The organism is Eggerthella sp. BIOML-A4, assembly GCF_009875575.1.
GTDB lineage: Bacteria > Actinomycetota > Coriobacteriia > Coriobacteriales > Eggerthellaceae > Eggerthella > Eggerthella lenta.
The window spans coordinates 231720-250425 of the sequence record NZ_WWRX01000004.1 but is presented as its reverse complement, the minus strand read 5'-3'; the positions used below and the strand labels follow the sequence as shown (position 1 = coordinate 250425).

Annotated in this window: 17 protein-coding genes; all 17 read right to left on the bottom strand. The window is 62.0% G+C overall.

Translation table 11 applies throughout. The annotated features are described in order from the left end of the window. Window positions 1-3: 3 nt before the first annotated feature. The 17 genes from GT613_RS05125 to GT613_RS05045 all read right to left on the bottom strand — a co-directional run bounded on the left by GT613_RS05125 (window position 4) and on the right by GT613_RS05045 (window position 18429). Entirely contained in the window at window positions 4-222 is a 219-nt protein-coding gene (locus GT613_RS05125; protein WP_114513233.1) for a hypothetical protein, read from the bottom strand. Between the two features lie 60 nt (window positions 223-282). Then, window positions 283-2163, bottom strand: coding sequence for a VirD4-like conjugal transfer protein, CD1115 family (locus GT613_RS05120; RefSeq protein ID WP_114513234.1), 1881 nt, complete (start codon window positions 2161-2163; stop codon window positions 283-285). Further along, window positions 2160-2804, bottom strand: a complete 645-nt coding sequence (locus GT613_RS05115) for a DUF3801 domain-containing protein (RefSeq protein ID WP_114513235.1) — start codon at window positions 2802-2804, stop codon at window positions 2160-2162. The genes GT613_RS05120 and GT613_RS05115 overlap by 4 nt, the downstream gene beginning before the upstream one ends. A 21-nt stretch (window positions 2805-2825) precedes the next feature. Further along, complete coding sequence (locus GT613_RS05110) at window positions 2826-3668, bottom strand: ATP-binding protein (protein ID WP_114513236.1); 843 nt, start codon at window positions 3666-3668, stop codon at window positions 2826-2828. After that, a complete protein-coding gene (locus GT613_RS15690; RefSeq protein ID WP_114513237.1) occupies window positions 3665-4174 on the bottom strand; it encodes a helix-turn-helix domain-containing protein in 510 nt (169 codons plus the stop codon). Before GT613_RS15690 ends, GT613_RS05110 begins: the two co-directional genes overlap by 4 nt. Beyond that, window positions 4171-4344, bottom strand: coding sequence for a hypothetical protein (locus GT613_RS05100; protein ID WP_156996143.1), 174 nt, complete (start codon window positions 4342-4344; stop codon window positions 4171-4173). The genes GT613_RS15690 and GT613_RS05100 overlap by 4 nt, the downstream gene beginning before the upstream one ends. A gap of 351 nt (window positions 4345-4695) precedes the next feature. After that, window positions 4696-6192 carry a recombinase family protein gene (locus tag GT613_RS05095; protein ID WP_161172528.1) on the bottom strand — a complete coding sequence of 499 codons (1497 nt, stop codon included), beginning with the start codon at window positions 6190-6192 and terminating at the stop codon, window positions 4696-4698. Beyond that, window positions 6189-7874: a recombinase family protein gene (locus tag GT613_RS05090; protein ID WP_147271568.1), complete on the bottom strand. Its 1686-nt coding sequence runs from the start codon at window positions 7872-7874 to the stop codon at window positions 6189-6191. The genes GT613_RS05095 and GT613_RS05090 overlap by 4 nt, the downstream gene beginning before the upstream one ends. Next, the gene (locus tag GT613_RS05085) at window positions 7867-8847 is read right to left on the bottom strand and encodes a recombinase family protein (RefSeq protein ID WP_161172527.1); all 981 of its coding nucleotides are present in this window, start codon (window positions 8845-8847) and stop codon (window positions 7867-7869) included. Before GT613_RS05085 ends, GT613_RS05090 begins: the two co-directional genes overlap by 8 nt. Beyond that, on the bottom strand, window positions 8847-10478 hold the full coding sequence (locus GT613_RS05080; RefSeq protein WP_161172526.1) for a recombinase family protein: 1632 nt from the start codon (window positions 10476-10478) through the stop codon (window positions 8847-8849). The genes GT613_RS05085 and GT613_RS05080 overlap by 1 nt, the downstream gene beginning before the upstream one ends. A 215-nt stretch (window positions 10479-10693) precedes the next feature. After that, window positions 10694-10978 (bottom strand): hypothetical protein, encoded by a 285-nt coding sequence (locus tag GT613_RS05075; RefSeq protein WP_147271551.1) that lies wholly within the window; start codon window positions 10976-10978, stop codon window positions 10694-10696. Next, on the bottom strand, window positions 10968-11426 hold the full coding sequence (locus GT613_RS05070) for a hypothetical protein (protein WP_114513243.1): 459 nt from the start codon (window positions 11424-11426) through the stop codon (window positions 10968-10970). Before GT613_RS05070 ends, GT613_RS05075 begins: the two co-directional genes overlap by 11 nt. Window positions 11427-11849: 423 nt before the next feature. Further along, entirely contained in the window at window positions 11850-12395 is a 546-nt protein-coding gene (locus GT613_RS05065; RefSeq protein ID WP_114513244.1) for a hypothetical protein, read from the bottom strand. 309 nt (window positions 12396-12704) lie between these two features. Further along, complete coding sequence (locus GT613_RS05060; RefSeq protein ID WP_114513245.1) at window positions 12705-13967, bottom strand: oligosaccharide flippase family protein; 1263 nt, start codon at window positions 13965-13967, stop codon at window positions 12705-12707. A 2-nt stretch (window positions 13968-13969) separates the two neighbouring features. Further along, complete coding sequence (locus GT613_RS05055; RefSeq protein ID WP_114513246.1) at window positions 13970-15247, bottom strand: O-antigen ligase; 1278 nt, start codon at window positions 15245-15247, stop codon at window positions 13970-13972. After that, window positions 15237-17144, bottom strand: coding sequence for an alginate lyase family protein (locus GT613_RS05050; protein ID WP_114513247.1), 1908 nt, complete (start codon window positions 17142-17144; stop codon window positions 15237-15239). The genes GT613_RS05055 and GT613_RS05050 overlap by 11 nt, the downstream gene beginning before the upstream one ends. 1 nt (window position 17145) lies before the next feature. Then, a complete protein-coding gene (locus GT613_RS05045) occupies window positions 17146-18429 on the bottom strand; it encodes a glycosyltransferase family 4 protein (RefSeq protein WP_015539761.1) in 1284 nt (427 codons plus the stop codon). Window positions 18430-18706: the final 277 nt, after the last annotated feature.

Here is an 18706-nt window from a genome sequence, read left to right as displayed (position 1 = left end):
CCCCTAGTTGGGCATCCACGAGGTGTCCAGCTGGCCGAAGTACACGGCAGCCGCGATGATGATGGCCCCGCCCGCGATGGTGGAGATGGCCCCCGCGATCTGCGCGCCGCCGCGGGTCTCGTCCTTGATGGCCAGCCCCAGGCTCACCGCCCCCCAGACGACAACGAAGCCGCCCAGGAAGGTGATGCACCCGGAGACCAGGCTGATGATGTTCGATAGCATATGGATTCCCTTCTGTCGTGTGCCGCCCGCATCGGGCAGCTGCCTGCGTTGCGCTCGGTTCTAGGAGGAGGTCGCTTCCTGCTGCTGCCGCCTCCTCTCCTGCAGGTACGCCCCGTAGTCGAATCGCCCGGGGTACCTGCTGCCCGGATGCCCCGCCAGCAGCTCGTATCGCGGGTGCCTCTGCGTGGGGTACTTGGAGTCGCGCAGCGGCGCGGCGTTGCTGAACAGCACGAGCGCCCTGTCCCTGCCCATGCGGCCAACTTCAGAGGCCTGCATCAGGTCGCGCTCGATGTAGCTGGTGTTGGTGGTGGTCGAGCCGCCGTTGCCGCGGCTCACGTTCTGCGCGTTGACCTCGACGGTCTCCTTGCCGATCATCTCGGAGATCATCTTCTGGGTGTCAACGCTCTTGCCGCCCAGGTAGAGCAGCGTGTCGCAGTTGTCCACGATGGTCTGCGCATCGTCGCCGTAGGCGCTCTTGAGCTGGGCGAAGCTCTGCAGGATGATGGACATGTAGACGTTGCGGCTGCGGATGACCGAGACCACGTGCTCGATGTCCGGCAGCCTGCCCACGTTGGCGAACTCGTCGCAGATGAAATGCACGGGGCGCGCCAGGGAGCCGCCGGGCAGCGCGTCCGCCTTGTCGCAGAGCATGTTCACCGTCTGCCACAGCGTGATGGCCAGCATGAAGCTGAAGGTGGAGGACGTGTCGGAGCTCACCACGAAGACCGCGCGCTTGCCGCCCGCGTCGCCCAGCTTCGAGAGCTCCAGCTCGTCGTGGTCGGTGAGGTTGCGCAGCTGCGGCACGGAGAAGGGCATGAGCCGCGTGTTGCAGCTGATGAGGATGCCCTTCATGGTCTTGCCGGCGGCGTCCTTGAAGGCCTTGTAGCACCACAGCACGAAGTCGTCGTCCACGCCCACCGGCTCGCCGACCTGCACCCATCTGAAGCCCGAGGACGCCTGGCGGCCGAACGCGCGGCCCGGCTTCCTCGCGCCGTCGCCCGCCGGCGCGCCGCCCGTCTCCACCAGGCGCATGCCCGTCTCGATCTCCCTGAACAGCAGGTCCAGCGGGCTCGTGTAGTCATCGTCGTCCTCCCTGGCCTGCGCCAGCGAGAGCAGCGTGACGAGCCCGCCGAAGTTACGGTCCTCGGACGGGCAGTAGAACATCAGGTAGCCGATGAGGGCGGTGTAGAGCAGCCGCTCGGCCTGCACCCAGAACTGGTCTCCGACGTGGTCCTTGTCGCCGGTGGTGTTGGCGATGAAGCACTCCGCGAACTCGATGATCCCCACCTCGTCGCGGATGAGCGAGAAGGGGTTCACGCCGGCGGAGGCCGACATGCGCACCAGGTTCATGCAGCTGATCTCGTAGCCGCTCCCCACCAGCGCGTTGCCGAGCAGCGGCAGCTGCGTGCCCTTCGAGTCGATGACGAAGTAGTCCGCGTTCATCTGCAGGATGTTGGGTATGGAGTACCTCCAGGTCTTGCCGGCGCCGGTGCCCCCGATGACGAGGACGTTTCGGGGCCGCTCCTCCAGCCTCTTGCCCCTGCGCTTGCCGGGGTCGACCGCGAGCCCGTAGTTCTCTGTGAGGATGACGTTGTTGAAGGGATCCTCGGTGTCCGCGAACCTCAGGCCCTCCGCCTTGGTGCCCCAACGCGCGGATCCGTGCTCTTCGCCGATTCGGCGGTTGCCCTGCGATCGCACCAGGTAGGCCCATGCAAGCCACACCGCGAGGAAGCAGATGGATCCGCCGAGCAGGGCGTTCGGCTCGGCGGAGATGCCCTGCGTCGCCAAGACGGACGGCACGGCCTCCATGGCCGCTCCGACGTTCTGCAGCCAAGGCCCCTCCATGGAGCGGAGCGCTGCCGCCCAGAGGTCGCCCAACGCGAAGGCCGCGGCGGAGAGCAGGCCGGCGGCAATGAGGCCTTCTTTCGAATAGCCCTTCATCGGCCCTGGGCCCTCTCCCTGTTGAACGTTCTCTCCCTATCGGGAACCTCGTGGGCGTTCTTGCGCAGCTCCTCGGCGGCGGCCTTGGCCATCTCGGCCTTGTCGGCGAGCCTCTCGTTCGCGCCGGTCCTCGCATGATCGCCGTGCGCGCGGTCCTTGCCCAGGTCCCGTGCGCGCTCCCTTGCCCTTGCGAACTCCGCCGCAAGCTCCGCCGAGGCCTTCTCCTTGGCGGCGTCTACCGCCCGGGACATCTCGTCGAAAGCCCTCACCAACGACGGCGCGTCCTCCGCCCTGAACAGCAGGTAGGTCTTGCCCTGGGCCTCCTTGTGCCAGTCGTGCGCGATGCCGCAGTCGTCCAGCTTGCCGTCGATGATGTCCTGCAGCGTCGGCCAGTCCTCGATGGAGGTGAACTCGTGCATGTCGAGCTTCGCCCATTCCGCGGTCCCTCCCGCCTCCCGCCCGCAGGCTTCCATGCCGGCGGCCTCGCGGCCTTGGGCGCCCGCGCCCTTGCGCGCGTTGTCCAGCGCCGCCTTGAGCTTGTCCGCCGCGGCCATGGCCGCCGACCCTCCGGCGTCCTGGCCCATGCGCAAGATCCAGTCGAAGAGCTTCTCGCCCGAGTAGTCGCCGAAATCATCCGCCATCTCGAAATCCTTTCTTCCCGTTTACCTGACGCCGTCGAGGATCCGCCGCACCGCGGCGCGGTTCTCCTCCGCCTTCGCCGCCCTGAAGCTGGGCCCGTCGAATATCACCGGCTGGCACCGCTCAAGCACTCGGTCGTATATGCGCGTGCGGGCGAGCCCCCTGGGATTCTTCAGCTGCGCGAGCGGCACGTTGGTGGTGACCACCAACGGCCTGCCGCTGCGGTAGCACGCGTCCACCAAGTCGAAAGCCTTGGAGTCCATGTAGGACGAGTCCCGCTCGGCGCCCAGGTCGTCGATGACCACCAGGTCGTAGGAGCGGATGCCCTCAAGCACGCGCGTCCGCTCATCGCCCTTGGCGTCCCAGAGCACGTTTTCCGCCCTGGAGACGCTGGTCACGAGCGGCACCTTGCCGTCGTGGATCAAGAAGTTGGCCAGGCAGCCAGCTGCGAAGGTCTTGCCCGTGCCCGGAGGCCCGATCAGGACAAGCCCGTGGCCTCCCTCGGCCATCTGCCTCCAATGGCGGGCGTACTCGCGCACGATGCGGAAGCCCCGCCTGTCGTCGCGCCCCAGCCCGAACTCGTGCCCGGGGTCCAAGGGGAGGCAGAGCTTGTGCGAAGGCGAGCCCTCCACGGACCTGACGTGGGCCGCGGCCCTGCGCGCGGCATCGAGCCGGTCGGCCTCCTCGACCTGGCACCTGCACATCACGGGCATGATCGCCGTCTGGCCGCCCCAATCCACGCGCACCTGCTTCCCGGCGCCGCACTTGCCGCAGCGCAGCAGCCCGTCGTCGCCGACGAAGTCGCCCTCGTCGATCTCGCAGCTGACGAGGGTCGGGTCCATGGCCGTAGGCCTGTCCGCCCTCATAGGACGTCACCTGCCACGCAGGCGTACTCGGGCAGGCCACGCCTCGCACGCGGCCCCGCGCCCTTTGATGGGTACGTGTTAGATGGGTCTTTACTTGATTTCTCTTTACTTAATTGCCTCGGGTTCGCCAACGCAGGCCGTTCCTGCGCAGGGGGAGCCTGCATTGGAAAACCCAACGCAGGCTCGTCGGACTCTGGCAGCGAGGGCCTGGCGACGGCGCGCTCGTGCACAACGTACTCGGTGCCGGCCAGGCGGCCGGAGCCGTCGCGCAGGCGCCGCCGCTCGAGGTAGCCGTGCTCCTCGAGCTCGCGTATGCCGGTGCGGATGGCGTCGACGCCCTCGCGGTTTATGCGGGACAGGCCCTCGAGCGAGTAGTCCCACTCCTCGGGCAGGCTCAGCATCTGCGAGAGCAGCCCCTTGGCCTTTAGCGACAGTTCGCGGTTGCGCAGGTGCTCGTTGGACATCACCGTGTAGTTGGCGTTCTTCTCGACGCGGAACACCGTCACGACGGATCGCCCCCGCGAAAGCCGCTGGACGCCGGCGGAAGCATCGCGGCCTCCTCGGCGCGCGAGCACTCCGACGACGTCCTCAGCACCGCCCACGCCGCAAGCGCCATGGCGGCCGACGCCGCCCCCAGTGCGTAGCCCGCGGCGAGCCACAAGAGAGCCGTTCCCATATCTGCGCCTTTCCTCGTTGGTTTTCCCTGGGTTTCCCCAACCAAAGGGCGCGTCCGCGCAAGTTTTGGACATCGGATGGGCGCAAGCGGGCGAACGGGCGGCGCCGCGCCAGCCCGTCGGCAAAGGAAATGCTGGAGAAAATCGGGAATGGCCCAAGGTGCGCGCCAGCGCTATCGCCTCGCAATGCGCAGCTGAGGGCCATCGGGCGACGCTGGCGAGCTGCTGACGAGTTTGCCGCAGGCTCGGAAGCACTGCGCTCCTCAGCCACAGGCTTTGAGGAGCGCAGTTGTCCTGCCCCTTGACGCCTTCTGGCCAAGGGCGTGGCTATTTGGACAATGCGGAGATGACGATCAGCGCATCACGACCTCCAGGCGCGGGCCTTCGCGCACCAGCACCTTCTCGACGATGCGCCTGAGCAGCGCCCTGTCGACGTCATCGAGCCTGTGCTCCTCCAAAGCGGAGAGAAGCGCCGCCCGCTCCTTCTCGCCGTCGGCCTCGAGCAGCCTGTCCGCGCCGGACGGGAGCAGCGAGGCCGACGCGGCGGCGTGCTGCGCCGCGGCCGTCGCCGGAGTGCCGAGGACTTCGAGGTCGGCGGCCGTCGCCTTCCCGAAAGCGTAGCGCTCGTAGGCCGCGAGCTTCGCCGCCGCCGTGACGCGGGGCTTCGGCCTCCGGTCGGGTTCATGCTCGGCGCAAGGCCGCGACGTTGAACCGCCTTCCCTCATGGCAGCCGCGATGGCGTCTGCGACCTCATCCTCCGTCACCCGCCGCCTGTCGCCGCCGGCGCAGTCGCACTTGCAGGTGAAGGCGCCGCCCGCCTTCCATGCGCGGTAGCTGAGCGAGTGCCCGCACTCGGCCCGCCTGAGAAGTCCACGCGCGAACGGGCTTTTCGGCGCAGACTTCCCCACTCCCTTGAGGTGCTCCTTGGTCCTAAGACACGCCTGCGCGGCCCGCCAGAGCCCGTCTGCGACCAACGCGGGATGCGCGCCCTCGGTGACGTAGCGTTCCGATTCAGGCACCACGTCGACCGGATGCCTGTTCATGACGCGCCTACGCGTCTTGCCGGTCACGAGCGTCCCCGTGTACACCGGGTCGCCCACGATCTTCTGCACCTGCGTGCCGGTCCAGCGGCGGCTCTTCGGCTCGGGGCGCTTGCCGTACCCGTACAGCCCGAGCCTGCGGTACGCCACGCCCGGCGTCTCGATGCCGTCGGCGTCGAGCGCCGCGGCGACGAGCCTCGGGTCGGCAAGCTCGGCCGCGAGCTCGAACAGTCTGCGCACGCCGGGGGCGAAGCGCTCGTCCGGGGCCAGCCTCATGCGGTCGGCCGGGTCCACCATGTAGCCGAACGGCGGCGTGGGGTGCGGCCGCCGCCCGCGCCGCCACTTCGTCTGGAGCGCGCTGCGCACGCGGATCGACGTGTCCCGGCAGTAGGCGGCGTTGGCTATGTTGCGTATGGCTATGCCCGGCGCCGCAGAGTCAAGGCTGCACGCCGCCGAGTCGTAGCCCTCGGCGATGCTCACGAACCTCACGCGCAGAAAGGGGAAGACCTGCTCGATGTAGGTGCCGGCGTCGATGTACTCCCTGGCGAAGCGGCTCAAATCCTTCACGATTACGCAGGATACGCGCCCCTCCTTGCACAGGGCTAGCATCCGCCGGACCTCGGGCCGTTCGAAGCTCGACCCGCTGAAGCCGTCGTCGACGAACTCCTCGACGGGCTGGCAGGCGAGCCCGGGGTCGCGCTCGACGAAGGAGCGCAGCATGGCCCGCTGGTTGGCGATGGAGTTGCTCACCGCGCCGACGCCCTCCAGGTCGCCGTCGGCTCTCGAGAGCCTCATGTACAGTGCGATCATGCGAGCCTCCGCTCTATAGAAGCCACCCTGTCGCGCCAGTCGCCGAACATGAACTGGATCTCGATGCCGCCGTCGCGGCTCACCTCTATGCGCCTCACCAGCGCCAGCACCAGGTCGCGGCTGAACGTGAACAGGTCCTCAAGCGCCGCGACCGCCTCCTTGAACGCGCCGTCTGAGGCGAGCAGCGCGTCGAAGTCCGCGAGCTCGCGGTTGGCCGCATCGAGCGCAGCCCGGCAATCGGCCGCCCTCCCGTCGGCCTCGGCCTGCATCTCCTTGTACTCGGCCAGCGTCACACCACCGCATGCGTACAGCTCGTAGAGCCGCTGCCGCTCGCGCGACAACGCGGCGGCCCGCGAGGCCAGTGCGTCGACGGACGCCTGCAGCCGCCTCCTCTCGTCGACCGCAGCCTCGCTACCCCTGAGCCCGGGGAGCACCCGATCGAGCTCCAGCGCCGTCGAGACCTGAACCCTGACCTCGTCCATGATGGCTATGCGCAGCGCGCGCTCGGCGACGCGCACGTCGTTGCCGCAGCCGCGCCCATGGTGCCGCCGGCACTTGTACACGCTGCCCCGGGCCTCCCCCGTCTTCGGGTTGAACCTGCGGTCGAGGATCATGCGGCCACCGCACTCGGCGCAGAACAACACGCCCGCCAGCTCGTCGGGCATGGCATTGCGGTCGGCCTCCTTGGCCGCCACCTGCGCCCGCTTCGCCGCCTTCTGGGCGCGCCGCTTGGCGCGGACGCGGCCGAACACCTCGGCCGGCACGAGCGCCGGGTGCGCATCGGGGAAGACCAGGCGCTCGCCCTCGGGCACCGTGTGCGCGGGAATCCCGTCGTAAAGCGACCGGTAGGTGTTGCCAAGCACGAGCGTGCCGACGTAGACGGGGTTGTCGAGCATCTTGGCGACGTAGCGCGCCGACCACGGCCTGTCGCGCCAGACGCCCGCGTAGCCCGCCGACGACTGGGCGTCCAGGTGGTCGACGGGCGTTGGCGCGCCCATTTCCGCAAGCGCTGACGCGATGTCGACCAACCGCTCGCCGTCGAGGAACATGGAGAAGGCCAGCGGCACGAACGGCGCAGTGGCGTCGTCGACGTCAAGCCTGCCCTCGCCGCGCACCACGCGGTAGCCGTAGCACGTGTTGCCGTAGATGACCTCCCCCTCCTCCATCTGGCGGTGCTTCACCGCCGACACCTTGCGGGACGTCTCCACCGCGTACATCTCGTTGACCAGCCCCTTGAAGGGCACGACGATGCCGCCGTCGCCCTGCAGCGTGTCGAGCCCGTCGTTCACCGCGATGAAGCGCACGCCCAGAAACGGGAAGATGCGCTCCAGGTACGTGCTCGTCTCGTACATATTGCGCCCGAAACGGCTCAAATCCTTCACGGCGATGCAGTCGACGGCGCCTGCGCGCACCTCGTCCATGAGCGCGTCGAACGCGGCCCTGCCCTCGAACGTGGTGCCTGTGCGGCCATTGTCCTCGTAGACGCCGACCACCTCCACGCCCTCCATGCCCGACAAGCTGTCGCGCACGAAATCGACCTGGGCCCGCAGGCTGCCGTCGCCCGCCTGCCCGTTGTTCCTGCAGCTCAGCCGCGCGTAGACGGCGCAGCTCCACACCTTTGCCGCAGGCGCCGCAGAAACCGCCGCGACGCTTGCTGCCGTCTTCCTCGACTTCCTAGCCACGGCAGGGCCTCCTTCCCTCGGCCTTAGTCGGGCAGGCGTAGCGGTTGCGCGCAAGCCCCTCGTTGGCCTCCTCGAACAGCTCGCGGCCGACCAGCGCCGGGTGGTGCCCTTCGATGACAGGGAACGACCCGATCGGGATGCCGCTTTTGCGCATGCGGATGCTGGCGAGGCGCTCGGGGGCGAAGTCCCCCGTGTAGAAGGGGTTGGTCACCATGCTCCTGATGGCGGCGTAATCCCAGCCTTCAATGGCGTGCCGATTGTGGCCGTAGAGCTCGTTGGCCCTCTGCCTGGGCCCGGGGCACCCAAGCTCGCGCACCTGGCCCTCCAGCTTGCTGCGCCACCAGCGCCCCTGGGCGGCAAGCTCGAAGATTCTGGGGACGAAGGCCGCCACCTCGCCGTCCACGCGCGCGCCGCAGGGCGCGTCCTCGTCGAAGACGTAGCCGAAGGGGACGTTGCGCCTTATAAGCCCGCCGGAGGCGAGCCTGTCGTGCTCGGCATGCAGGGCCAGCGCATCGGACATCTCTGTCTGCAGCCCCTTGAAGTACGCCCGCACGTCGCCGCCCTGCGTGTCAAAGCCGCGCGCGCAGTCCACGAAGCGGAAGCCCATGGGCATCAGAACCTCCTCGACGTAGAAGCGGGCCTCCGAGAAGCACGGCGCGAACACCGCTATGTCGGGCACGACCACGCAGTCGGCCCTGCGGTTCTCAATAACGCGCATGAGCTCGTCGAAGGCGGCGCGCACGTTGCGCACGGCGTTGCGGTTCCTGATGGTCTCCGCCTTGCGCACATCCCCGTGGGCGGAAAGCCATGCCTTGCACGCCGCCGACTGCGCCGCCATATCGGGGACGCGAAGCCAGCCGCTCATCCAGTCATAGGCAGAAAGGTACACGACGCAGCGCCATCTGCCGTCCTCGCGCGCCCCGGGGATACCGCGCGCCGCCGCCAGCACGTCAGAGAGGTCGAAGCCCGCCATCACGCCACCCCCTCTTGCTTCGAGGCGCATGCGGCGACGGGGTCGCCGAACCGGAAGACCACCTCGATGTCGCCGCCCTCGCCGACGAGCACCCTGTCGATGAGCTCTACGACCATCACGCGCTCGAGGCCCTCGGCGTCGCGGTAGCGCGCCAAGGTTTGCTCCCAGGTCTCCGCGCGCACGTCATCCAACTGGGCCGATTCCCGCTCGATACCGGCCTTCTCGCCCTTCAGCTCCTGCAGCCTGGCGTCGACGGCCCGAGCGAGCTCGGCGTACTGCGCCTTGTCAATGACGCCCGCCGCGTAATCGGAGTACATGCGCAGCCGCAAGTCGCCGTTGTGCTCGATGCGCCCCTCCACCGACTCCAGGCGGCAGGCGAGCTCGGCGCGCCTGTCGTGGCGGTACGCCTCGGCACCCCTCACCGCGCCATCGCCGTCGACCGCCGCGAGGGCGTGCCCGTGCACTGCCCGCATCACCGCCGCCGAAAGCTCGTCCTCCCACACCTTGTGCATGCCGCACTCGGCACGGTTCTTCCTATGCGTCTCGCAGGAATAGTAGAAGCGTTTGCCGCTGGAGCGGCGGCTCGCATGCCGCGCCATCGTCGCGCCGCAATCCGCGCAGAAGAGGAACCCCGACAGCGGCAGCGACCGCTTGGCGCCGGGCGACAGGCGCATATCGCGCCGCGCCAGCTTGCGCACCAGGCCGAAGGTGGCCGGGTCCACTATCGCCTCGTGCGCGCCGGGCGAGCGGTCCCACTCGGACTCGTCGACGAGGAGCACCGCCTTGCGCCGGAAATCGGGCTTGCAGGTCTTGCCCTGCACGAGCGTGCCCGCATAGGTCTCGTTCGACAGGATGCGCAGCACCGTGCGCGCGTCCCAGGCGGTCCTCTCCCCCTTGCAGAAGTTCGAGCTGCGCGCCGCGCCCTTCGCCGCGAAATACTCGTAGGGGCTTGGCACAAGGCTCTCATTGAGCATGGCGGCTATGCCGGCGGCGCTCATGCCGCCGATGCGCGCATCGAAGATGCCGCGCACAACACCGGCGGGTTCCGGGTCGACCACAAGCCTGCCGCGGTCGGGGCCCGACCCCTTGGCGTAGCCATAGGGGGCGAATGCGCCAACGAACTCGCCGCGGCGGCGCTTGGCGGAAAGCGACGCCTTGGTCTTGGCGGAGGCGTCGCGGCAGTACATATCGTTGAAGAGGTTCTTCACCGGCAGCATCAGCGCGTCGGCCGGCGTCTTCTCGGCTGCGGAGTCGTAGCCGTCGGTGATGGCCATCACGCGCACGCCGAGCGCCGGGAACACCTGGTCCAGGTAGCGCGACACGTCCAGGTAGTTGCGGCCGAGGCGACTCAGGTCCTTGACGACGATGCAGTCGATCTTGCCGGCCTCCACGTCGGCGAGTAGGCTGCCCCAGCCGGGGCGGTTCTCGAAGGTGGAGCCCGAGAAGCCGTCGTCGGAGTACTCGGCGACGATGCTCAGGCCTCCGTTCGCGTCGGCGAAGTCGCGGATCATGGCGTGCTGGTTGAGCACCGAGCCGCTGGTGCCGTAGCTCTCGTCGTCGACGGAGAGCCTGGCGTAGCTGGCGGCGCGATAGACCCTGGCCGCTGTTTTTGGCGTTTTGGTTTTGGGCATGAAAAGGCCTCCTTTTGCACGTGCTTGTACGTGCGCCAGGAGGCTCTGAGGATGCCCTCGGGATGCGCTGCGCTTCCCGCCAAGAAAAAAACAACCGACGCCGAGGGCCCTTGTATGCGTCTGGCGCAATCGTACCACGCCTTCGGCGACTCGGCGCCGGCGAAGGCGGAAATCTCAGGGTTGATGGAGCGTTGGCCGATGCCGGCCGAATCGCGTCACGCAGGCCCGTCGCCTATGACGTCGCGCACGTTCTCGCGCGCGGCCAGGTAGCGCGACACAGCTTCCTCGATGCTGCACTCCCCGGCGTAGGACACGCGCACGCCGATTGATCCGCATCGTGCGCAAGGCTCATCGCAAGCCGCTGCAGAAGCATCCTGCCGAAGCTCGCGCGGCAGCGCGGCAGTAGTCGCCGCTTCGTTCAGCTCGCTGGCAACAAGCGGCTCGTCGCTATCGCGATGGAGCATCTCGCCCTGCACGGCTTCCACCTGTTCATTTCTCATCGCGACCGCCAATCCCGAACATGGCCTCGAGCTCGGCGCGCGTCTCGTCGTCGAGCCCCTCCAATTCCTCGAGGACGATCTCCTTGATGACGGGGTACGAGCGCGCCAGGCGCTTGTAAATCGCGTAGACGGTGACGTACTCCTCCTCGCTGTGCTGCTTGACGGTCTTGCCTTCGAAGTAGATGGCGCGGATGGTACCCTGGCTGGACTCGCTCAGAAAGGATATCGCCCAGTCCAGTATGCTGCGCATGAGCGAGTGCAATTCGTCCTCGTGGACGCGCTCCTGCTCGGAGGCGGGGCTGCGGTCGTCTGCGAACAGTTCCTCGGGGTTCATCGCCCCCTCCCCGTCGCTCCGCATGAGCTGGCTAAACAGTATCGGGCGCATGGTGACGCCCTTGATCTTGACGATGCAGTCATAGCTGCTGCGGCAGCTTCGCGATGAGGGCATGTTTCCTCCCCTGGGTCAGGGAGCGCGGGATTGCGCTCCTGCCCAGAGGCGGAGAACGAAGTATTTTGGACGTGCCCTAAGGGCGAGCGGTGGCCACGACGAAAGAGGGCCTTTTGACGATTGTCACCCCCCAGTAGTTAACGGCCGTTAACCAGCAGCGAATAATCCGCCCAAAGACCAAGAAACCCCGCAACTCGGCTTGAGTTGCGGGGCAAGTAAACACTAGAGGTCGAAGTCGATCAATAGGGGCTGATACTTAAAGCAGCTGCCTTAAGTATCAGCCCAATCTTCGCAATCGGTCACATAATATCGGATGAAATGAGGCCTTCTCGACATTGCGGAACCCGATATAGCATGAGCCACACGGCCTCACGCTCCAAAACTCATCAAGAGCGAACGCGCCTCCGTCCCCATTCATCCGGCTCAGCGACCCCTAACGCAGTCTTTCAGCTTCTCGCTGATGACCTCCATAGCGGCATCGTAGGCATCGGATAGCTCCCTCATCGAATCGAACAGCTGAGTACGGGTCCTTGAGTCAGAAGTGACGTTATGAGCCTTCTGGCGAAATAGCGAGAGGGCTTTTACCAGCTCGACGTCGTCGATCCTACACGAAAGCAACAGGATATCCTCCAGCGACTGGCGCTGCATTTCCGAGTCCGCAGGATCAACAATCCAATCCGCCCATTCCTTCCCCTCGGTAGCAAGCTTATCCATCTGGAGGCAGCATTTCCCCGTGGCCCTCATACCGCACTGGACAGCTTCTTGCAGTCCCACCAGATTGTCGCGCTCGAAGCGCCTCCACTCATCCTCGCGAGAGGCGTCGAGCCTCTTGTCCTCGAGCTTGTTCTGGTGCCTTGCCGTCATGCAAGCCGCAAGTAGCGTCACGGCCCCGCCGATAAGCGTGCCAACAAGCGACGGGAGCGCTGGGGTCAAGGTGTCCAGAACGGCGCTTAGGCTGCAAGAATCCAACGCAGAGTCCTTTCTTCAAGAGCCTACATATTCGCAAGCATATCATTGATGGCACTTCCGAACTCGGCGTCTTTCTCAGCGTGCTCGAGCTCGGTGCGGCACCTTGTCACCTCTTCCCCATGCTTACGTTGCCGCTCGCACCTCACCACAGTTCAACGTTGCGATAGGTCAAGGGATCTATGTCGACGGCCGGGCCGTCAGCCATCCTGGCGATCTCCTGGACAACACCTTCAACATTGAACTTCGTTCGCCCAACCCCTCTAAAACGAATTCCAAACAGCAACTATTGCCCAGATGGCTTTTAGGCGCCTACCCCAACTTGATACTCTTGGCACCAACCCTGAATACGACAACCGTCATCATCACATTGAGCGCTATCTGCGATATTGTTGTGGCAATTGAAGTACCGATGCCGCCGTACAGAGGTATCAGAAGATAGTTGCCCACAAGGTTGATGGCAAGGGAGATAAGCGCTATGGCAAACTGAAGACCATAGCGATTCAGCGACATGATGAGCGCGGACGCCGGCGCAAAGACATAGGCCGAAAATGCGTTGATGCACAGTATTTGAAACATTGGTATAGAGGCATCGTATCCATCACCGTTCAAAACAGGGAAAACAAGCTGAGCCCCGACACAGCAAATTGCAACCAAAGCCCCGAATGGCACGGTAGTCTTCTTGAACCACTTGATGGCAAACTCGCGCTGTTTCTCGGTACTCTCGGTCATCTCCGCCTTGGACATCCTAACGCGAAGGACGGTCTTAATGGAAGGCAGGAAGAGCAGCACCATGTTAAAGTACTTCGATGCAACGCCGAACTCGGCGACCGCCTGGGTAGACCCAAAGGACGCCAGCATAGTGATATTCGCCTGGTTGTACAATTGCGTGGCAACGCTATAGAGAATCAACCAAGCAGAAACAGCCAGGAACTCCCTACCAGCCTTGAAGTCGACCGCGATAGCCGCATCGCCGTGCCTAACAAGCTTCCCTATCATAGTAAGCGAAATCACAAAACAGGCTAATCCCGAAAAGCAGTACGATGCAAGAATGCTCTCCAACGAACCCGCCGCCAATACAACCGCAAGCGCAATGCAGGCGAGCAGGGTCAACTGCTTCGCATTCTCGACAACACCGGACTTAGCATAGAGTTCACGGGATTGGAAGAAGGCGATATTCAGCTGCACAGTACCCAGCAAAAAGCCGTAAACGATAGCGGCCAGCATGACTGGATGGGCGACTCCCATAGCTTCAGCCATAGGGTAAGACCCGACAAGAAGAAGGACAAGGCAAGCTACGTTAATCGCATGCGAAATAAAAATAAGTGAATCGCGGTATGCACGATCCTTGGTCATCCTCTCGGTATTGTAGCGAACATAGGCAAGCGCGATACTTTGCCCGGCAATCCCTAAAATAGTCGACGAAGTTGTGAAGAACACAGTGTAGCTTGCGTAATCCTCAACTGAAAGTATCCGTACCAATGCGACGGTCACAACCAGCTGTAGCGCCCTTGCGGCCATGTTAAACATAGTCACAACCGAAAAGTCCCGCGGTATAACCTGCTTAATCTTCAAGATTAATCCTCCGAAGTCCCTAGAAGGGAGCAGACGAAAACAACAAAGAACGAGGTGAACGCAATTGAATACAGAATGCCCAATGACCAGCCAATCGCCGTGTAAATGACCAGCAACACAACGGCCAAAGCGTTCTTTCTTTTGAACGCCAGCCAAAGGGAACAAATTAGACCTAGAACAAAGGGGATAAATCCAACCAGTCCATTCTCGCAAAGAACCTGCACATAGACATTATGTGGGTTCGTTCCGTGAAGACCGGAGTTGGCCGGCATGCCAAGCGAAGCCTCGTAAATAGCGTACTGCCCGGTGCCGATGCCAAAAACGGGAGAGTTGCCAAACTGCTCTATCGCCAGTTGCCTCTTGATATCTCGACTTGAAACGATATCTTGAAACGTCAGGGAATCGATCATCGACTGTCCGAGCGGACTAGCAACGACGGCAACGACGGCAATCATCAAACAGAGCAGGAGTGCCTTTTTCTCAAGCGAGACATCACGAGTCTTAGCCAGCATCAGGTAAGCGCCAACGATTACCAGCAGATAATAGAAAGTTCTCGCACCGGTGACAACGCCAGCAACCATGCACAGCAAAATTACAATGATGCGCACAGGCGCTTTAAGCCGCGTGGCACCCAAAGCCAAAACCGCAATAGTCACATTGCTAAACAGAGCAGAAATGATCGAGTCGCCAAAAATCCCATCCGGTCTATAAAGGCGAATCGTCGATGGAGAGAACTCCCAACTGGCCATAGAACCATACTGCCAAATTGTTATGCCGGCGTTCACGATACCAGCTACTAGACATATGGAGAGCAGTTTTCTAGCGATGCCCTTCCTCTCTTCGTCTTCGAACGAGAAGAAGCAAGCGATGCCTACCACATAAACCGCAAGCTTCAGGGCTTCCACGTACTCCTTATAGAAAAGCGCGGAAGTCCCAGCAATCAACGCGAAAACTAGGAGGAAAGCGTAGGCAATATTCATCCTCAGACTCAGAGTTCGTTTGCCATTACGAACGAGAACAACCACCATGAGAAGAAAAGCCACCGGTATCGCAACGTTCAGGTCAGAATAACGAACCTGCGTAAGGGAAAACGAGTCGACATTCGCCACCACAGCAACGCCAGGAAGCGACCCTAGAACCTCTCCAACCACAGAGCCAATAGGAGAACCTGCCGGCAGCGAAATACTAGAGAAGAGAAGTATTATCAGAGAGAAGCAGAAGACAAGCCCTGTTAGATCCGCATTCGGCACGTAAGAAACACTAGAGGTTCTAGTCTTCATTAAGGATCTCCCTAACAGTAATCACATTAGTCCTGCCATATTCAAAAGGAACATCAAGAATCGAGCTCTTTATGACGGCGCCATAATGTGGGGAATAAAGCCCCTCCCGAACGCTAATATCGCTTTCGGCGCAAAAGACCACCGAAACACCCCGACACGTTAGGACCGCCTCTTTGCGTCCCACAACGGAAACATCGACCTCCGGAGCAAGAACGAATGATCTCGTCGCAGCAACGGCGGGCGCAGCGCCCTCAACGTCATCCTTGACCGCAACCCCCTCCGATCCAACCTCCACAACCCTCTTGTGAGTCACGCCAAGACGCGTGGCCCAGCAATCCGTCGCGCCCCTGAAAACAACCGTCCCATCAGCCTCCGCAACATCAAGGCTCGCGCCGCCGCACCTCGTATACCCAAACAACCCTCGGAATTCATTTTGCTCAAGATTCCCAAACCGCAACGTCGAGTGTTGTGCGGTACCGCGAAGGATATTGCGCACCTTGGGATCGCGCGTATAAACACCAGAACCGGGGTCCACAAAAAACGGCACGCCCTTGAAGCCAAGCGTGAAGGAAAGCTTATCGTTATGCGTATGTCCAGGCTCGGACTCATCGACAAAGCCATCAGAAGCGAAGAATCCCAACGACCAGTCTCCATACCTAGCAAGAGCCATACCCGCATCATAAAACGTTCTCGCCCCTCCGCGCCATGAGGGAAAACATGCAACACGGCCGGAAGCACCGTAAAACAGCTCTTCTTCGGCGAAGAACGCTTCATCAGGAGCATCCGGACCGATTTCCCTGTCAACCAGCCTACTCACGAGGCGTAAGTCATCATAGCGCTCGGGTGAAATACACACTACGCGTCCTGAATCGTTATCTCCTACCTGCAGGGAACGCCCATCTTTGTTTGTTACGGCATCAAGAAAACGACCGAGAATCGAAAGACGCTCAAAATACTCCGCTGGCAGCTTATAGGGCGTTTCAGCAAAGCACTTGCCCGCGAAGAAGAGCATCTCTCCCATCAGGCGTGTATAGCGGGTGCTGCGCTCGAAGCAACAACCGTCGTCGAGAACCTGTTTCCGCACGCATCTCATCAGCTCGTTGTGGGTGTATTCCCCCCACTTCCGTGCTTTGGGCAGGTTGGGGTAGGCCGCAACGACAGCAGCAAGTCCAAGCAGGTCGGCGATGTAGTGGTTGTTCTCTTGCAATCTAGCTGATGTCTCGAGGTTTGCCCAAATATGCTCACCATGGCAGAAAGCAAGCTCCGCAATCACCGTATGCATTGGGTCGTCCTCGCAAAGCCCGCACCGCAACAGCTCGTATGAGGAAAGTAGGTTGAACACGCGAATGCCGACTTCCATAGTGCACGTCCACTGGACACCCCTCCCCATAGGGTTCACAGAGGCAAAAGAGCCCACTTTGGCACGATAACAATCAAGGAACCTTGCATCGCCTGTTTGGCGAAATGCCGCCGCAAGGGGGAGAAGGTACTGCATCCTTCCGTATTCCCATGGCACCTTTATGTCGGCAACTCCAGATTCCGGTTTAATGGCATCGTAAGGCCCATCTGGAAAACGATATCCAGCAACGAAATCAGTACGCCATTCGTCTTCCACGGTAATATCTCTTGGCAGATCGAACCATTCCCCGAAAAGCACGAAGGAGCCACCGATTATCCTCTCGGCAGCTCTCCGGATCTCGATATCGAAGGACTTGAATCCAGCAGAGCCACTATCGACAAAAATGCGCCCGTTAAAACCCTCGGCAAGCTCGTTACCTAAACAAGATGCCTTCTGGCGGATGGCGCTGCTACTACTCTTATATATCTGCCTCTTAACCTTACGCGTGGTCCTGTTGGCGACCGCAACGGCAAGACGCCGGCATATACGCTGAACCATGTTAGCCTTTCTTGCCTCTCTTATCCGTAACTTCCGCTTCTAGAACCTTCAGCACCTTATCCATCTGCACTTTCCAGTCGAACTGCTTCTCGGCGAAGGCACGCATCTTGCTGCCAGTCTCCGGGTCTGTAGCCGTCCTATTTGCAAAAGCGACAACCTTGTCAATGGGTATCGGGTCGTCATTGCTGGGAAGCAGGAGAGTGAACTCCTCGTCCCCGTTAAAACCTTTCTCGGGGAACGAATAGATAAACGGTATGCCTCTGGCACAATACTCCCTGGATTTCATCGTTGAACCGAGGGAAATCCCGATTCTATGCAATCCAAGAGAACCGACAGCAACATCCGCGTCATCAAAGAAAGCGTCAAGCTTGCTTCCGGTCGCAGCACCCGCAAATACAATAAAATCTTCTAGCTTCAGCTCGGAAACAAGCTTCTCCAAGGAAGGATTCTCTGCACCCACACCAACGAGCGTAAGCAGCACGGGTCGGGCGCCCTTATACTCAGCAAGCCCGCGAATGAGCCTGTCAACACCATGATGAGGGGAGAACTTGGCGACAGCAAGAAGCCTCACGGCTTCGCAAGGCGCGCCAGCCTTCCTCAATGGAATAGCTCCAAGGTCAATTCCATTGTCGTAGGTGATGTTCGGCACTCCCCAGATAGTGTCGTCATCAAGGTAAGTGATGGCGTAGTCGAAGTAGCGCGGGGCATGTTTCGCCCTAAGGGATTCCAGCCACGCATATGCCCTATGTACGACATAGCTCAAATACTTGCGCGATTCGAGAAGCCTTTTATGGCGCGCATCCCTTTCCATCTCAAAGGGGAAGGTGGGAAACTCCACCGCAAGGACAACCCCATTGCTTCGAAGCTGTTTCGAGAACGAGCAGAAAACGTTATCAAGGTGGTCAAAACGAATAACCACTGCCTCAACACCGTTCGCAAGAGACCAATTGCTCAGAAAAGCATATTTGCTTCTGCGATCTCCCGCGGTCTTCCGAACATGGCTGGCAACGACTTCCCCGCTACTAGGTCGCTCTATCCTCGTTTCTAAGCCGTAGTCCTTACTTATATAGACGTCGTGTCCAGCCTCCTCGGAAGCCTTCGCCTGAGACATCACCTTAGCAGAGATGCCGAGAGATGAGTTTGAGTTAAAGTCAATTGCGGAAGTGAACAGAACGCTCAGTCGACGTCCTCCTTCGGTGCCCGATCTAGACATTTCGTAGGCACCCCCCTGAACAGACCCAAAGGGAGCATCCTTGATCATCACAGCATTCGCCCCAATCATCATATTGTCACCATTCACAATCGGACCGAGCACCTTCACACCCGCGCCGATGTGCTAATTATCGCCGACAGCAGACGCCTCGCAACGCCCTCTACGCCCGCCGTCGCGCAATCACGCAACTCTTGCCAATCTTCGCACGCTTATGCGCCACTACGCCTACGCCCTTGCAGCCGCAGGTTGAACCCTAGCCAATTTCACACTGAGCGAGGTTAACAAATTGCGAAAAGATAAATCTACGTCTCATATAGCCTCGAAAGGCTTGAGTTTATGCCAATACCGC

What these genes read in the sequence shown, in the direction of transcription:
- GT613_RS05125 (WP_114513233.1), bottom strand. Translation starts at nt 222, where the DNA reads ATGCTATCGAACATCATCAGCCTGGTCTCCGGGTGCATCACCTTCCTG.
- GT613_RS05120 (WP_114513234.1), bottom strand. Translation starts at nt 2,163, where the DNA reads ATGAAGGGCTATTCGAAAGAAGGCCTCATTGCCGCCGGCCTGCTCTCC.
- GT613_RS05115 (WP_114513235.1), bottom strand. Translation starts at nt 2,804, where the DNA reads ATGGCGGATGATTTCGGCGACTACTCGGGCGAGAAGCTCTTCGACTGG.
- GT613_RS05110 (WP_114513236.1), bottom strand. Translation starts at nt 3,668, where the DNA reads ATGAGGGCGGACAGGCCTACGGCCATGGACCCGACCCTCGTCAGCTGC.
- GT613_RS05100 (WP_156996143.1), bottom strand. Translation starts at nt 4,344, where the DNA reads ATGGGAACGGCTCTCTTGTGGCTCGCCGCGGGCTACGCACTGGGGGCG.
- GT613_RS05095 (WP_161172528.1), bottom strand. Translation starts at nt 6,192, where the DNA reads ATGATCGCACTGTACATGAGGCTCTCGAGAGCCGACGGCGACCTGGAG.
- GT613_RS05085 (WP_161172527.1), bottom strand. Translation starts at nt 8,847, where the DNA reads ATGGCGGGCTTCGACCTCTCTGACGTGCTGGCGGCGGCGCGCGGTATC.
- GT613_RS05080 (WP_161172526.1), bottom strand. Translation starts at nt 10,478, where the DNA reads ATGCCCAAAACCAAAACGCCAAAAACAGCGGCCAGGGTCTATCGCGCC.
- GT613_RS05075 (WP_147271551.1), bottom strand. Translation starts at nt 10,978, where the DNA reads ATGAGAAATGAACAGGTGGAAGCCGTGCAGGGCGAGATGCTCCATCGC.
- GT613_RS05070 (WP_114513243.1), bottom strand. Translation starts at nt 11,426, where the DNA reads ATGCCCTCATCGCGAAGCTGCCGCAGCAGCTATGACTGCATCGTCAAG.
- GT613_RS05055 (WP_114513246.1), bottom strand. Translation starts at nt 15,247, where the DNA reads ATGAAGACTAGAACCTCTAGTGTTTCTTACGTGCCGAATGCGGATCTA.
- GT613_RS05050 (WP_114513247.1), bottom strand. Translation starts at nt 17,144, where the DNA reads ATGGTTCAGCGTATATGCCGGCGTCTTGCCGTTGCGGTCGCCAACAGG.
- GT613_RS05045 (WP_015539761.1), bottom strand. Translation starts at nt 18,429, where the DNA reads ATGATGATTGGGGCGAATGCTGTGATGATCAAGGATGCTCCCTTTGGG.